Source organism: Ureibacillus sp. FSL K6-3587 (genome assembly GCF_038593165.1).
Lineage (GTDB): Bacteria > Bacillota > Bacilli > Bacillales_A > Planococcaceae > Ureibacillus > Ureibacillus suwonensis.
This window is the reverse complement of sequence record NZ_CP151969.1, coordinates 140,172-155,036: the sequence shown is the minus strand read 5'-3', so window position 1 is coordinate 155,036 and position 14,865 is coordinate 140,172. Positions and strand designations below refer to the sequence as shown.

Genomic DNA, 14,865 nt, shown 5'->3' with positions numbered 1-14,865 from the left:
GAGATAAAAGTCTGGAGGAAAAGAAGATGGTGCGTACAAAAGTCGAGCTTTGCGGTGTTGATACTGCTTCTTTGCCGGTATTAAAACATGAAGAAATGAGAGAGTTGTTTGTCCGTCTAAAAAATGGTGATACATCCGTAAGAGAACAATTGGTGATCTGCAATCTGCGGCTCGTGTTGAGCATTGTAGGCAGATTCTCTTATCGGGGAGAACAAGCGGATGACTTGTTCCAAGTTGGATGTATCGGATTATTGAAAGCCATCGACCATTTCGATTTAAAACATAATGTACGATTTTCGACATATGCTGTACCGATGATAATTGGAGAAATACGCAGACATTTAAGGGACCATCATGCCCTTCGCGTATCAAGATCCTTGAGAGATATTGCTTATAAAGCGATGCAGGCAAAAGAAAAATTCATTTCAGAAAATTTATATGAACCATCCATTGAACAAATTGCCGAAATGATTGATATGAAAAAAGAAGACGTGCTCTATGCTTTGGATGCGATTCAAGATCCTCTTTCCCTTCAGGAGCCGATTTATTCTGACGGCGGAGACGCTGTCTACATCATGGACCAATTGAGGGATGAAGATGTGTCGGAAGATCAATGGGTTGCATATGTAAGCGTAAAGGAAAGTATTCAAAAGTTGGATGAACGCCAACAATTGATTCTGGCAAAGCGGTTTTACTATGGCGAAACACAAACAGAAATCGCAAAATCCCTCGGAATATCACAAGCCCAAATTTCTAGACTTGAAAAAAATGCCATTGAGACAATGCAAAAAGACTATAAATATGGATAATGTTTTGTTCCGTCTAATCCAACGCACTTTTCACAAGTGCGTTTTTATTTTTAAAAGAGGAAGAACTGCAAGAGGTCAAATAAGGTTGTGAAACATAAAATAGAATTGAATTCATTGTCTTTGACACTTTTTTAATTAAACGTATACATTTTCCGATTGGTTTAGCTGTCTTTTTATGGGTGAATGATTAGAGAAATTGTGAAATTTTATGATTGTTCTCATGAATTGATCAGATTTAGTGATAACTGAGAATATAGTCTGGTTGAAAGGAGATTCCCTTGAAGTTTTCAGAAGTGCAGCAAAAAGAGATCATTGAGGCGGGAAGCGGACGGTTTATCGGGTACATTATCGATGCTGAAGTATGCGAACAAACGGGCATGATCACAGCTTTTCTTGTAGCGGAACCAAAAAAACTATTCAACTTTTTCCAAGGAGAAGAGGCAATCCAAAAAGTGCTGATCAGTGATATTTTAGTGATTGGGAAAGATGTCATTTTAGTTAAAGGTATTTCTTAATGCCGCTATTTCATTGAAAAATCGAGAGTTGATTGATAAAATGAAAGAAACTATTGTTGTAAAGAAAAGATGGGATTCAATATGGCTAGCATTCGGGAAAACTTGGAAATCATACAGCAAAGAATAGAAGACGCAAAAACAAGGGCACATCGAAAAGATAATCATATTCAAATAATCGCAGTAACAAAACAAGTTTCGGTTGAACGAACAAAAGAAGCATTGGAAGCCGGCATCATCCATCTCGGAGAAAATCGTCCGGAAGGGTTGCTCGCAAAAAAAGAAGCGATTCAAGATCAAGCCATCTGGCATTATATTGGCACTTTGCAATCAAGAAAAGTAAAAAAAGTCATCAATGAAATCGATTATTTGCACTCTTTGGACCGTATGAGCTTGGCGGAAGAAATTGAGAAGCGGGCTGTAAACCCGGTAAAATGTTTTGTTCAAGTCAATGTATCCGGCGAAGAATCCAAACATGGTTTAAGCAAGGAAGAAGTGATACCATTTATTCAATCTTTGGAAAAGTTCAGCAAGATTCAGGTTGTCGGTTTAATGACGATGGCGCCAAATACGGATGACAAAGAAGTGATTCGGAAAGTCTTTCGTGGATTGAAAGAATTACAACAAGAGATTGCAAATTTAAATTTGCCCTACGCACCTTGTCAAGAATTATCGATGGGTATGTCCAACGATTACGAGATTGCGATTGAAGAAGGGGCCACATTTATTCGGATCGGAACAGCTCTTGTTGGATAGGAGGTTGGAAAGATGGGCATGTTCAGCAAAATAAAAAATTTCTTTTACTTGGAAGAAGAAGAAGAGCAAGTTCAACCATCAATGAATGAACCGGTCGCATTGCCGCAAGAGACTGTAACAAGAAAAACAACGAAAAAAATCGTCAATAGCCATGGCGAAGAAAAAACGTTGAATGTCATCAACATTCAATCGGCCAATGCTTTGAAAAATGCCAAAGTCGTCATTGTTGAACCAAGAGTGTATGCAGAAGCGCAGGACATCTCTGAACATTTGAAAAATAAACGTGCCATCATCGTCAATCTTCAGCGGATTGACCGTGAAGCAGGATTGCGAATTATTGATTTTTTGAGCGGAACCGTCTATGCTTTAGGTGGAGATATTCAACGTATCGGTGATAACATCTTCCTATGCACACCGGACAACGTGGAAGTGCAAGGCGAAATATCCGGATACTTTTATGACGATATATGAAAATAGTGAGGTAATAAAGAATCTATGGACATAACAGATATTATATCTTTTGCTTTCAGAATTTATACGCTAATGTTGATTATTTACATTTTAATGTCATGGATACCTGCATCCAGGGATACAGCTTTGGGACAATTTTTGGAAAAATTGTGCGAACCTTATTTGGGATTTTTCCGTAAATTCATTCCTCCAATTGGAATGATCGATTTTTCTCCGATTATCGCTTTAATTGTGCTGACATTTATCGAGCAGGGAATTTATAATTTGTTGCATATGCTATTTTATTAAATGGATGCGGCTCAATGGGGAGTCACATCCATTTTATATAATGTTCCGATTTTACTTGAATATTCATGTGCCGGTTGTAAGAAAAAGTACTGAGAGAGTTGACGCCATGCAAAATATTATGCAACATTTTCGCAAAGATGAGCATCCTTTTATTGAAAGGGTCATCGAGTGGAAAAAAGAAGTGGAAGATCGCTACGCCCCTAAATTGACCGCTTTTTTGGATCCACGGGAACTTCATATTGTTCAGTCCATTGTGGGCAATCATGACGGACTATCCGTTTATGGCGAAGGAATGTTTCAGGAAGCGGAGAGGAAAAGGGTTTATATCGCTCCTTCTTATTTTATTCCGACAATGGAAGATTACGACATTACCGTTTTACAGTTGACCTTTCCATCCAAGTTTGTCCAATTGAAGCATCCGGATGTGTTAGGTGCATTGCTTTCCCTTGGAATTGACCGGAAACACTTCGGTGATATCCGTATTGACGAGGAAACGATCCAGTTTGCCTGTACATCGGAAATCGCCTCGTATGTAAAAACAAACTTAAAAAAAGTGGGAAAAATTCATGTCCGGATCCAAGAACTTGAAAACATGGATCAACTGATTCCTCCGCAAGGGGAATGGAAGGAGCAACGGCTGACGGTATCTTCCATGAGACTGGATGCGGTTTTATCAAGCAGTTTTAATCTTTCGAGGCAAAAATCCCAAAACTTGATTCGGGGAAGCAAAGTAAAAGTGAACTTTGCCCTTTGCGAAGAAACGGCTTTTGAACTGCAAGAGGGCGATTTGGTCTCCTGCCGGGGATATGGACGTTTCAAAATTGATGGAATCGAAGGGCGAACGAAGAAGGAGAAGATCCGATTAGTCATCAGTCAAATCGAGAGAAAGTGAATTGTATAAAAAAATTTACTGTCAAGAACAACATTGATGGGTATAATAGGAATATGCCTATATTTTTGATTAAAGGAGTGCGAAACGATGCCACTATCACCTCTTGATATACATAATAAAGAATTTACGAGGTCTTTCCGAGGCTATGCGGAAGACGAGGTCAATGAATTTTTGGACCAGATTATTAAAGATTATGAGCTCTTGCTCCGGGAGAAAAAAGAGCTGGAAGATAAAGTGAAACAAATGACGGAACAAATGGAACACTTCAATACGATGGAAGAAACGCTCCAAAAATCCATTGTCGTTGCACAAGAGGCTGCGGAAGAAGTGCGCAGAAATGCCCAGCAAGAGGCAAAGCTCATCATTAAGGAAGCGGAAAAAAATGCGGACCGCATTGTGAATGAAGCGTTGGCCAAAGCGCGCAAAATTACGATTGAAATCGACGCTTTGAAAAAACAGTCCAAAGTATTCCGCAACCGTTTCAAAATGTTGGTGGAAGCCCAATTGGACTTGCTGAATTCCGATGATTGGGATCATTTAATGGAGTATGATGTGGGCCTTACGGAAATACAAGAGCAATTCAAGCAGGATGACGATGAAGAATATTATAGAAAAAGTGCGACTGAGCAGGAAAAATTGTAACAATTTTCTTACTACTTGACTGACTCCCATGATTTTCATATACTGATACACAGAAATTTAATACAAGCGGCTGACAGGTGTTGAAGGAGAGAGTATTTTTTGCTGGCGGTCATATAGCGATTCGAGGACGGTGGAAGCTCGAACAAGCGGCAAAAAAGAAAATCACTCCCGAGCCAAATCACTGAAAGGAAAGTAAGTGATTTCGTCCACACGACGTTACAGTGTCATGAGGCAGCGTCGGAGCTTTTCCTTTTTCTGCGTTGTGAACAAGGGTGGTACCACGGGTAATCGTTTCTCGTCCCTAAGGGATAGAGAAACTTTTTTTATTTTGGGGGAAATTCTTTTTTGCCTATTCCTTTATGCAGTTAAAAAAGGATTTTAAAAGGGTGTCAAAATTTTAGAAGGAGGAAATTCAATGGTAGAGTACAAAGATACGTTATTAATGCCGAAAACCGATTTTCCGATGAGAGGAAATCTGCCGGTCAACGAACCAAAAATCCAAGCAAAATGGGCGGAAATGGATATTAACAAGCTGGTGTTGGAGCGTACGAAAGGCCGTCCGGAATTCGTATTGCATGATGGCCCTCCATATGCCAACGGAGATATTCATATCGGCCACGCATTGAATAAAATCATCAAAGATATGATCAACCGCCACCGTTCCATGACAGGATACCATGTTCCTTATATTCCTGGTTGGGATACCCACGGACTTCCGATCGAGCATGCTTTGACGAAAAAAGGCGTGAACCGCAAAGAAATGTCGGTTGCCGAATTCCGCAAACTTTGCGAAGAATATGCCTACGAACAAATCGAAAATCAAAAGGCCCAATTCAAGCGTTTAGGCGTACGTGGTGATTGGGAAAATCCTTACATTACATTAAAACCTGAATTCGAAGCCCGCCAAATTGAAGTGTTCGGCCGCATGGCGGAGAAAGGGTACATTTACAAAGGGTTGAAACCTGTTTACTGGTCTCCTTCTTCCGAGTCTGCATTGGCGGAAGCGGAAATTGAATATAAAGATGTGAAATCACCTTCCATTTACGTGAGCTTTGAAATCAAAGACGCAAAAGGTGTTGTTCCTGAAAATGCAAAATTCATCATCTGGACAACTACCCCTTGGACAATTCCGGCCAACTTAGGAATTTCCGTCAACCCTGAATTTACTTATGCCGTTGTGAAAGTGGATGGCAACTTATATATCATTGCAAAAGAATTGATTGAAAATGTTTCAAAAGAAATTGGATGGGAACAAGTTGAAATCGTTCAAGAAGTGAAAGGCCAACAATTGGAATACATTGTGGCGAAACATCCATTCTATGACCGCGATTCTTTAGTCATGGTAGGGGAACACGTCACATTGGATGCAGGTACCGGATGCGTTCACACAGCGCCCGGCCACGGGGAAGACGACTATATCGTAGGGAAAAAATACGGTTTGGATGTATTGAGCCCAATCGATGACCGGGGCTGCTATACAAATGAAGCCCCAGGATTTGAAGGCATGTTCTATGATGATGCCAATAAAGTGGTGACTGAAAAATTAAAAGAGGTCGGAGCTTTATTAAAATTAAATTTCTTTACGCACTCCTATCCACATGACTGGCGTACGAAAAAACCGGTGATTTTCCGTGCAACGCCGCAATGGTTCTGTTCAATCGAGCCGTTCCGTGATCAGTTATTGGAAGCGATTGAAAATACGACATTTACTCCTAGCTGGGGTAAAATCCGCCTTTACAACATGATCCGTGACCGCGGAGACTGGTGCATTTCCCGTCAACGGGCTTGGGGTGTGCCAATTCCGGTATTCTATGCTGAAAATGGCGAGGAGATTATTACGCCGGAAACGATTGCTCATGTGGCCAATTTATTCCGTGAACACGGTTCCAATATCTGGTTTGAAAGAGAAGCGAAAGATTTATTGCCTGAAGGTTTCACGCATCCAGGAAGCCCGAATGGAAAATTCACGAAAGAAAAAGACATTATGGACGTTTGGTTCGACTCCGGTTCCACTCATCAAGGCGTGCTTGTGGAACGGGGCATGAAATATCCTGCCGACCTTTATTTGGAAGGTTCCGACCAATATCGTGGATGGTTCAACTCATCTTTGATTACATCGGTTGCCATCAACGGCTTTGCACCATATAAAGGCATTCTGTCCCACGGCTTCGTTCTTGATGGCGAAGGACGTAAAATGAGTAAATCTCTTGGAAATGTCATTGTTCCTGAACAAGTAATGAAACAGTATGGTGCGGACATTCTCCGTTTGTGGGTGGCTTCTGTGGACTATACAGGCGATGTGCGCATTTCGGTGGATTTATTGAAACAAATTTCCGAAGTATACCGTAAAATCCGGAATACGCTTCGTTATTTACACGGAAATTTATTTGATTTTGATCCGAAAAAAGACCGTGTACCATATGAAAACTTACGAGAAGTGGATCAATATATGTACATGCGCTTGCAGGAAGTATTGAAACAAGTGCGCGCCGCTTATGACCGGTATGACTTCTCTGCGGTTTACCATTCCATCAACAACTTCGTTTCTGTTGAATTGTCTGCATTCTATTTGGATGTGGCAAAAGACGTCGTTTATATCGAAGCGCCAAACAATCCAGACCGCCGCGCAATGCAAACGGTGATGTACGATTGCTTGCTCACATTGTTGAAAATCTTGACACCGATCCTTCCGCATACAACGGATGAATTGTGGTCTTATTTAAATGAGGAAGAGCCGTCTGTACAATTGACAGACTTCCCGGAAGTGGATGAACGCAGCAACTTTAAAGAACTCAAAGAAAAATGGAGTAAAGTGATGGACATCCGCGATGAAGTGCTTAAAGCCCTTGAAGAAGCGCGTAATGAAAAAGTCATCGGTAAACCATTGGATGCCAAAGTGGTGGTTTATACAGATGATGAAGAAGTATTGTCATTATTGAATGATGAAAAAGTCGATTTCAAACAAATTTCCCTTGTATCTCAATTTGTGGTTGCCGGAAGCAGAAAAGATGCCCCTGAAAATGCGATTGCATTAGAAAAAACATCCATCGCTGTAGAAAAAGCGGATGGGGAAAAATGCGAGCGCTGCTGGTCTTACTCTGAAACGGTCGGCCAAAACGAAAAACATCCGACATTATGTTCCCGCTGCGCTGAAATTGTGATCAATCATTACGAATAATGTTCTTGCCGCCCTTGAATTTGCGATTGCAATTCAAGGGCGTTTTTTTTTTTTTGATCAGTTGGAATTGGCAAGAAAACAAAGTAATAACAAATAAGGGATGCATCGTAAGCCCGAATTCAAATGACGCATTGAAAAACTTAAAACAGGGATTAAAAAAGCGTACCTATTAGTACGCATGACAAATAGCCCTACAATCTTGAATTTTTTCAGATTGAGGGCTATTTTGCTATTGCACATGATTCACGTATATTTTTAGACCAAGGCAAGTAGCGATCGATTATTTCTGGTTGCTGATGGATTGGGAGGTTTGGGAGTTCTGTCAATACTTTGACCAAGTATTGATAGAAATCAATTCCATTAGCTTTTGTCGTTTCAGCTAAACTCAAACAAACGGCATTGGCATCAGCTCCCAATTCACTCACAGAGAAAAGCCAGTTCTTCCGACCAATCACACTCGGACGAATCGCATTTTCTGCTGGGTTATTGTCAATCGCAATTCGACCGTCATATAGAAATGCTTTTAGACCTTCGGCATGTTTCAAGGTATAGTTTGCCGCTTCCGCAAGGGCACTTTTGCCGTAAAAAGGAGATTCATCTACCCATTGTAAGAATTCTTCCACAATCGGTTTGGAATATTTTTTTCGTGCTTTTCGACGTTTGCTTGGTGAAAGTTTCTTAAACTTTCGTTCCAATTCGTAGAGTCGATTACAATATTCTACACCTTTTTCGGCGTTTTTACTGTTGGCTTTTAGCCATTTTCTACGCACATGTGCCCAACAATTGGCGAATGTGACGTTAGGTAAACCAGCGTATGCAGAATATCCGTCACAAATGATGGTTCCCTTGAACTTTTCCACGAAGTCTTTTAAAACTTCCCGACTTCGCGATAACGCACTATGAAACATGACGATGGTCGGCCCTTGAGAAGCAACGCTTCGGAATACCCAGTTATAAGCATTAGACTGAGCCGACTTTCCATCCGAACGGTTGAGTATTTGAGCGTATGTTTCATCAATATGAAGAATTGATTTTTTCATAAGGAGCTCTTTCATACGATGGTAGATTGGATGAAGCCAATCCTCCGCGATTCGAATCACCCAGTTCGATAAATTTTTATCGTTTGTAAGGAGACCATAATGGTTCCATTCCTTTACCTGGCGATATAAAGGTAAATATTGAACAAACTTATCGTAGATGATTTTTGCCAAGACCGTTGGTCCAGCAATACTTCGTTGAATCGCTGGTTGTGGTGCTTTGCCTCGTTTGATTTGTGAATTTTTGCTGAGATCTTTTTTACAATTCCTGCACTCATAAGCGTGTTCGATATGTCGAACACGCTTCACAATAGCCGGTATAAATTTTGCTTCCTCACGAACAATCGTGCTGCCGATCTCTGTCATCTGAGATTGACAACACTCGCATTGTAAGTTTTCAGGGTGATGATGAATTTCTTCAATTTCTAAACCATCCACGAAGAAATCGTTTCGTTTCTTTTTATGTATTTTACGAACAACTGTATAGGTAACAGTGTCCGTGCTTTGTTCTTCTGTGTGCTCAGGTTCGTTAAAAAAAGAGTCATCATCAAATAAAGAACATTGTCCATCTGGAGCTTGGTACTTTGATTTTTCTGATTTTGAGCCATAAAGAAGCTTTGTTAAATAGCGAACTTGTTGTGACAACGATTCAATTTGTTTCAACAGTTCTTCATTTCTCTTATTGGATTGCGCGAGTTGTTCTTCTAATAATTGAATTAATTTTTCATTCGAATCATTGCTCACATCATTCACCACATTTCCGTCCAAATTCAATAATGTCTTGATTATATCACTAGTAATCATTGGTTAAAAGACACCTTTTTTAGATTTTTGTATGGCTTTCGGTTGATGAATTGTGAGTCCTTCAAGTAACCAACGAAGTTGTTGTTGCGTGAGCCGACGAACTTCATTTTTATTTCGTGGCCATTGGAGTTTGCCATTATCCAATCGTTTATAAAGCATAGCGAAGCCATCTCCATCAAAGTATAAACATTTATAACGATCTTTCCTTCGACCGCAAAACAAGAAGATTGCCTCGCTGTATGGATCGAGTTCGAATGAATCCTGAATTAGCGTTGCTAGACCGTCGATTCCTTTTCGCATATCTGTATGACCGCAAATGATATAGATATTTTTGCATTTTGTAAAATCATGAATCATTTCGATTCAACTCCCTGATAACCGCTTGAAGTAATTGAGGTTTGACACCGGGGTAGAAGGAGATTTTACACTGATTGGATTGAATGACGCATATTGGTCTGAGTGGACCACGACTTGCTGGGGATGGAGTTGGATCAGATTTGGACTCTAATTTTACAGGCACGATATTGAGTTTTTCCGTTGTCAAAAAAAGAACACCTCCTCTGTAATTGTTACTTTCATCTTACAGGGAGGTGTCATTGATTTATAGGCGTTGTTTGATTTCGGGCTTACGATGCATCTGCACTAAAGGGGTTCTCAACCGCACCAAAGGCATGTCCATCTGCACCAAAGGAGCTCTCATCCACACCAAAGGGGAATCCATCTACACTAAAGGGATTCTCAACCGCACCAAAGGGATATTCATCTGCACTAAAGGGTTCTCATCAAACAAAAAACCCTATCTTCTGCAAAGAACAGGATATGCATCCCATGACCCTTACATAAGAAAGAGAAGATTTTCTGTATTAATTGAAGGAATATGTTAGAATAATGGAGATATATAGGCAAACGGGGGAAAGAATGTGTTTAAATACTACAGTTTAGCACTTTTCGTCATTATAATGGATCAGCTTACAAAATGGTTTATCGTAAAAAATATGGAAGTAGGGGATCGAATCGCAATTTGGGATCCTTGGCTTGGCATCTTAAGCCACCGGAACCGGGGGGCTGCCTGGGGAATGCTCCAAGGGCAAATGTGGATCTTTTATCTGGTTACACTCATTGTGGTGATTGCGGTAATTTATTATTTTCATAAAGAAGGGAAAAATAAGCCATTGCTAGGCATCAGCTTAATGATTTTATTGGGCGGGGCGATTGGCAACTTTATTGATCGGGTTTTCCGCGGAGAAGTTGTTGATTTTATTGATGTGTTCATTCCGATCATCAATTATGATTTTCCAATTTTTAATGTTGCCGATGCAGCGTTGACGATTTCAGTCATCATGCTAATCATTGCATTGTTTAAGGAAGATCAAAACGGAAAGAAAAAGGTGGAACAATGACAGTAACAATCACGATTGAAGCAGCATACGCAGGAGAACGGCTTGATAAAGCGTTATCTACAATTCAAGGGGAATGGTCCCGGACACAAATTTCCAACTGGATTGAAGATGGCCTTGTAACGGTAAATGGCAAGGAAGTAAAGGCCAAATATAAAGTCAAAGAAGGGGACGTTGTCGAAGTCGAAGTTCCTGAACCGGAAGAACTGGAAGTCATCCCTGAAAATATAGACTTGGATATTGTGTATGAGGATTCGGATGTCATAGTGGTGAACAAGCCAAAGGGAATGGTGGTTCACCCTGCTCCAGGGCATATGACAGGGACATTGGTGAATGGATTGATGTATCATTGCAAAGATTTATCCGGAATTAATGGCATCCTTCGCCCGGGAATTGTTCACCGCATCGATAAAGATACTTCAGGATTGTTGATGGTTGCCAAAAATGACATGGCCCATAACGGTCTTGTCGAACAGTTGATGAATAAAACGGTGAAAAGAAAATATACCGCATTAGTTCATGGACATATTCCCCATAATAAGGGGACCATTGATGCACCAATCGGCCGGGATCCGAAAGATCGCCAAAAACAGACGGTGGTAGATAATGGAAAAGAAGCCATTACCCACTTCGAAGTAATTGAACGGATCGGCGGTAAATATACGCTGGTGGAGTGCCGATTGGAAACAGGCCGCACCCACCAAATTCGCGTTCATATGAAATATATCGGTTATCCTTTGGTGGGAGACCCGAAATATGGTCCGAAGAAAACCATCGATTTTGGCGGACAGGCATTGCATGCGGGGGTTTTGGGATTTGTTCATCCCAGAACGAAGGAATATCTGGAATTTGAAGTGCCATTGCCGGATGATTTTGTGAACTTACTTGAACAATTAAGAAAAGAAGGTTGACTTGGGAGATAATTAGTTCTATACTTTACAACAGTAAAAAATTAAATAGGAAATACCTTTAATGGCAGTCCAGAGAGGCTGAAAAGGTAAAAGATATGTTGGTGAAGAAGTTTATACCCTATCATATTTTTCCAGTTTTATAAGAATGGGTATACTGTATCTTCATATGCAAAGAATTATTATACCAACATAATATTTTACTGTAATTTCAACCTCTTAAGCAGACGCTTAGGGGGTTTTTTTATGCCCGTAAAAAATACTCTTGGGAAAAGGAGGAATTCGAAAATGGCCGAAGTGACAGAATTGTTGGATGCCCAGGCCATGAACAGGGCGCTCACAAGAATTGCTCACGAAATTATTGAGCGCAATAAAGGGATCGATAAAGTCATTCTGGTAGGCATAAGAACCCGCGGAACCTATCTCGCGAGGAGATTGGCTGAGAAGATCGAAAAAATTGAAGGGAAAAAGGTTCGCACCGGCGAGTTGGACATTACATTATACCGCGATGATTTATCCACAAAATTTGTTGGTGACGAGCCGAAAGTTCAACAAGTGGATATTGATTATGTTGTGAACGATCAAAAGATTGTGCTTGTGGATGATGTGCTTTATACAGGAAGAACTGTTAGGGCGGCTTTGGATGCTGTGATGGATTTGGGACGGCCAGCCCAAATTCAATTGGCGGTATTAATCGATAGAGGACATAGAGAGTTGCCGATTCGCGCAGATTATGTAGGAAAGAACATTCCGACATCAAGTTCAGAGAGAATCGTTGTTCAAGTCACAGAAGTAGATGGGAAAGATCAGGTAACTTTACACAAAACAAATTAAACAGATAGAGGGGTAACAATATGACAAACAAAGTTATTGATATTCATGAAAAGCCGCCTGGTGGACAGTTAATCACATTAAGTTTTCAGCACATGTTTGCAATGTTTGGTTCAACGATTTTAGTGCCGCAATTGGTTGGATTGAGCCCGGCGATTGCGCTTTTAACAAGTGGTATTGCTACAATCATCTTTTTGCTTGTAACACAATTTAAAGTGCCCGCTTATTTGGGTTCATCCTTTGCTTTTATTACACCGATGCTGTTGGTATCCGGGGGATTGGATCCGGAAGGCGCCGCAGTACATCCTGGAAACGCCATGATTGGTGCAATGGCAGTCGGTTTGGTTTATGCCGTCGTTTCTTTACTGATTTATAAAAGTGGTTACAAGTGGATTATGAGATTATTGCCGGCTGTTGTGGTTGGTCCGGTCATCATGGTAATCGGACTTGGACTTGCAGGTACAGCGGTGGACATGGCAATGAATATTTCCGTTGAGCAATTGAATCCTGATACAGGTGAAACGGAACTGGTAAAACAATATAGCGGTTGGCATTTTTCCGCAGCTTTGGTGACTTTGTTTGCGGCGATTATTTTCAATGTGTACTTTAAAAATATTCTTAGTGCGATGCCGATCCTTTTAGGGCTGGTCGTTGGATACATATATTCCGCAATCATTGGTATCGTGGATTTTACAAAAGTGAAAGAAGCATCATGGTTCGCTTTGCCGGACTTTTTAATTCCTGGCGTCCATTATGAGTTTCATGTAACGACAAACATTTTATTGGCAATGGTTCCAATCGTTATCGTAACGATTTCAGAACATATCGGACACCAATTGGTTTTAGGAAAAATCGTTGAACGGAATTATATTAAAGATCCAGGATTGCACCGTTCCATCCTTGGGGACGGACTTGGAACATTTGTCAGTGCGTTAATCGGTGGTCCTCCAAAAACGACTTACGGTGAAAATATCGGTGTATTAGGGATTACAAAAGTGTATTCGGTGTATGTGATAATGGGAGCAGCTTGTATCGCCATCTTGCTTTCATTCTTTGGAAAAGCGATGGCGCTCGTACAAACGATTCCGACATCCGTACTTGGCGGCATTTCCATCCTATTGTTCGGTATTATCGCCTCCAGCGGTCTCCGCATGATTGTTGATAATAAAGTGGATTTCGGCAAAAACCGCAACATGGTCATTGCTTCTGTCATTCTGGTAGTTGGAATCGGCGGTGCGGCCATCCGGTTCTCCGAAACGTTTTCGATTGAAGGTATGGCACTTGCGGCGATTATCGGTGTAATCCTAAACTTGGTTCTTCCAGGCAGAGATAAAAATATAGAAGAATTTGAATAAAGTAATCCATCAATCCTTTAAGATTTGTCCAGTGAGGCAAAAAAGGAGACGAATGGCAAGCGCATACTTGTCATCCCTCCTAAGCCTTTTAATTCGTATAGGAGGAAATTGACATGAAGAATCTACTTTCAATGGAACATTTAACTAACGATGAAGTAATGGCAATTTTAGAAAGGGCAAGGGAGTTTGAAAACGGTGCTGAACCAAAGTTGGACCGCTCCTATTATGTGGCCAATCTATTCTTTGAACCGAGCACCCGCACGAAAACCAGTTTCGAAATGGCGGAAAGAAAAATCGGTTGTACCGTCATTCCATTTGAAGCCGGATTTTCAAGCATGTTAAAAGGGGAAACATTGTACGACACAGTGAAAACCTTGGAAATGATCGGCCTTGATGCGGTAGTGATCCGCGCCAAAGAAGATGAGTATTATCGCGAATTGCTTGAAGGAATCAATGTCAGTGTCATAAACGCCGGCGATGGAACCGGGCAGCATCCATCCCAAAGTTTATTGGATTTATACACGATTTATAAGGAATTCGGCCGGTTTGAAGGATTGACTGTCACAATTGTTGGCGATGTTTCCCATAGCCGGGTAGCCAAATCCAATGCGATTGCGTTGAGCCGGCTTGGAGTGAAAGTGAATTTCCTTTGTCCGCCGGAATGGGCAGGCAAATTTGAGGCGCAGCACTCTTGGGACGGTCTGCTGGAAGAAAGCGATGTAATCATGTTGCTCCGAATTCAGCATGAACGGCATGACGTACCTTTCTCAAAAGAAAGTTATCATCAAGAATACGGGCTGACGATTGAACGGGAAAAGCAGATGAAAGACCATGCCATCATCATGCATCCCGCACCGGTCAACCGGGGAGTGGAAATTGCCTCAGAATTAGTGGAATGTGAACGTTCAAGAATTTTCCATCAAATTCGGAACGGCGTATTTGTTCGTATGGCGATTCTGGAAACAATTTTGAAGGAGAGATAACA

Annotated in this window: 15 protein-coding genes and 1 other annotated feature; of the genes, 13 read left to right on the top strand and 2 right to left on the bottom strand. The window is 41.0% G+C overall.

Going from position 1 to position 14,865, the window contains the following annotated elements; translation table 11 throughout:
* The first annotated feature begins 26 nt into the window (after positions 1-26).
* From sigG to ileS, 8 genes are all read left to right on the top strand, one after another.
* Entirely contained in the window at positions 27-809 is a 783-nt protein-coding gene (sigG, locus tag NSS77_RS00770) for an RNA polymerase sporulation sigma factor SigG (RefSeq protein ID WP_342469946.1), read from the top strand.
* 278 nt (positions 810-1,087) lie between these two features.
* A complete protein-coding gene (locus NSS77_RS00765) occupies positions 1,088-1,324 on the top strand; it encodes a YlmC/YmxH family sporulation protein (RefSeq protein ID WP_342469945.1) in 237 nt (78 codons plus the stop codon).
* An 81-nt stretch (positions 1,325-1,405) separates the two neighbouring features.
* Positions 1,406-2,077, top strand: a complete 672-nt coding sequence (locus tag NSS77_RS00760; protein ID WP_342469944.1) for a YggS family pyridoxal phosphate-dependent enzyme — start codon at positions 1,406-1,408, stop codon at positions 2,075-2,077.
* A 12-nt stretch (positions 2,078-2,089) separates the two neighbouring features.
* Positions 2,090-2,548 carry a cell division protein SepF gene (locus tag NSS77_RS00755; protein ID WP_342469943.1) on the top strand — a complete coding sequence of 153 codons (459 nt, stop codon included), beginning with the start codon at positions 2,090-2,092 and terminating at the stop codon, positions 2,546-2,548.
* A 24-nt stretch (positions 2,549-2,572) separates the two neighbouring features.
* On the top strand, positions 2,573-2,836 hold the full coding sequence (locus NSS77_RS00750) for a YggT family protein (protein ID WP_342469942.1): 264 nt from the start codon (positions 2,573-2,575) through the stop codon (positions 2,834-2,836).
* 106 nt (positions 2,837-2,942) lie between these two features.
* Positions 2,943-3,728: a YlmH/Sll1252 family protein gene (locus NSS77_RS00745; protein WP_342469941.1), complete on the top strand. Its 786-nt coding sequence runs from the start codon at positions 2,943-2,945 to the stop codon at positions 3,726-3,728.
* 87 nt (positions 3,729-3,815) lie between these two features.
* On the top strand, positions 3,816-4,370 hold the full coding sequence (locus NSS77_RS00740) for a DivIVA domain-containing protein (protein ID WP_342469940.1): 555 nt from the start codon (positions 3,816-3,818) through the stop codon (positions 4,368-4,370).
* Between the two features lie 71 nt (positions 4,371-4,441).
* Positions 4,442-4,676, top strand: a binding site (T-box leader).
* A 109-nt stretch (positions 4,677-4,785) separates the two neighbouring features.
* Positions 4,786-7,548 carry an isoleucine--tRNA ligase gene (ileS, locus tag NSS77_RS00735; protein ID WP_342469939.1) on the top strand — a complete coding sequence of 921 codons (2,763 nt, stop codon included), beginning with the start codon at positions 4,786-4,788 and terminating at the stop codon, positions 7,546-7,548.
* A gap of 221 nt (positions 7,549-7,769) precedes the next feature.
* Here the strand turns inward: ileS and NSS77_RS00730 are convergent, their stop codons facing one another.
* On the bottom strand, positions 7,770-9,389 hold the full coding sequence (locus NSS77_RS00730) for an IS66 family transposase (protein WP_211358719.1): 1,620 nt from the start codon (positions 9,387-9,389) through the stop codon (positions 7,770-7,772).
* Between the two features lie 3 nt (positions 9,390-9,392).
* Entirely contained in the window at positions 9,393-9,746 is a 354-nt protein-coding gene (gene tnpB / locus NSS77_RS00725) for an IS66 family insertion sequence element accessory protein TnpB (protein ID WP_141603390.1), read from the bottom strand.
* A 563-nt stretch (positions 9,747-10,309) separates the two neighbouring features.
* Here tnpB and lspA point away from each other — a divergent pair.
* The 5 genes from lspA (at position 10,310) to NSS77_RS00700 (ending at position 14,863) form a co-directional block, all read left to right on the top strand.
* The gene (lspA, locus tag NSS77_RS00720) at positions 10,310-10,789 is read left to right on the top strand and encodes a signal peptidase II (RefSeq protein ID WP_342469938.1); all 480 of its coding nucleotides are present in this window, start codon (positions 10,310-10,312) and stop codon (positions 10,787-10,789) included.
* A complete protein-coding gene (locus NSS77_RS00715; RefSeq protein WP_342469937.1) occupies positions 10,786-11,697 on the top strand; it encodes an RluA family pseudouridine synthase in 912 nt (303 codons plus the stop codon). The genes lspA and NSS77_RS00715 overlap by 4 nt, the downstream gene beginning before the upstream one ends.
* A 285-nt stretch (positions 11,698-11,982) precedes the next feature.
* Positions 11,983-12,528: a bifunctional pyr operon transcriptional regulator/uracil phosphoribosyltransferase PyrR gene (gene pyrR / locus NSS77_RS00710; protein WP_342469936.1), complete on the top strand. Its 546-nt coding sequence runs from the start codon at positions 11,983-11,985 to the stop codon at positions 12,526-12,528.
* 20 nt (positions 12,529-12,548) lie between these two features.
* Positions 12,549-13,880 (top strand): solute carrier family 23 protein, encoded by a 1,332-nt coding sequence (locus tag NSS77_RS00705; protein WP_342469935.1) that lies wholly within the window; start codon positions 12,549-12,551, stop codon positions 13,878-13,880.
* Positions 13,881-13,993: 113 nt separating this feature from the next.
* A complete protein-coding gene (locus tag NSS77_RS00700; RefSeq protein ID WP_342469934.1) occupies positions 13,994-14,863 on the top strand; it encodes an aspartate carbamoyltransferase catalytic subunit in 870 nt (289 codons plus the stop codon).
* The last annotated feature ends 2 nt before the right edge of the window (positions 14,864-14,865 follow it).

Coding starts and splice junctions, on each gene's coding strand:
- NSS77_RS00730 (WP_211358719.1), bottom strand. CDS start 9,389: ATGATTACTAGTGATATAATCAAGACATTATTGAATTTGGACGGAAAT.
- sigG (WP_342469946.1), top strand. CDS start 27: ATGGTGCGTACAAAAGTCGAGCTTTGCGGTGTTGATACTGCTTCTTTG.
- NSS77_RS00755 (WP_342469943.1), top strand. CDS start 2,090: ATGGGCATGTTCAGCAAAATAAAAAATTTCTTTTACTTGGAAGAAGAA.
- NSS77_RS00750 (WP_342469942.1), top strand. CDS start 2,573: ATGGACATAACAGATATTATATCTTTTGCTTTCAGAATTTATACGCTA.
- NSS77_RS00760 (WP_342469944.1), top strand. CDS start 1,406: ATGGCTAGCATTCGGGAAAACTTGGAAATCATACAGCAAAGAATAGAA.
- pyrR (WP_342469936.1), top strand. CDS start 11,983: ATGGCCGAAGTGACAGAATTGTTGGATGCCCAGGCCATGAACAGGGCG.
- NSS77_RS00705 (WP_342469935.1), top strand. CDS start 12,549: ATGACAAACAAAGTTATTGATATTCATGAAAAGCCGCCTGGTGGACAG.
- NSS77_RS00745 (WP_342469941.1), top strand. CDS start 2,943: ATGCAAAATATTATGCAACATTTTCGCAAAGATGAGCATCCTTTTATT.
- tnpB (WP_141603390.1), bottom strand. CDS start 9,746: ATGATTCATGATTTTACAAAATGCAAAAATATCTATATCATTTGCGGT.
- NSS77_RS00700 (WP_342469934.1), top strand. CDS start 13,994: ATGAAGAATCTACTTTCAATGGAACATTTAACTAACGATGAAGTAATG.
- NSS77_RS00715 (WP_342469937.1), top strand. CDS start 10,786: ATGACAGTAACAATCACGATTGAAGCAGCATACGCAGGAGAACGGCTT.
- ileS (WP_342469939.1), top strand. CDS start 4,786: ATGGTAGAGTACAAAGATACGTTATTAATGCCGAAAACCGATTTTCCG.
- NSS77_RS00740 (WP_342469940.1), top strand. CDS start 3,816: ATGCCACTATCACCTCTTGATATACATAATAAAGAATTTACGAGGTCT.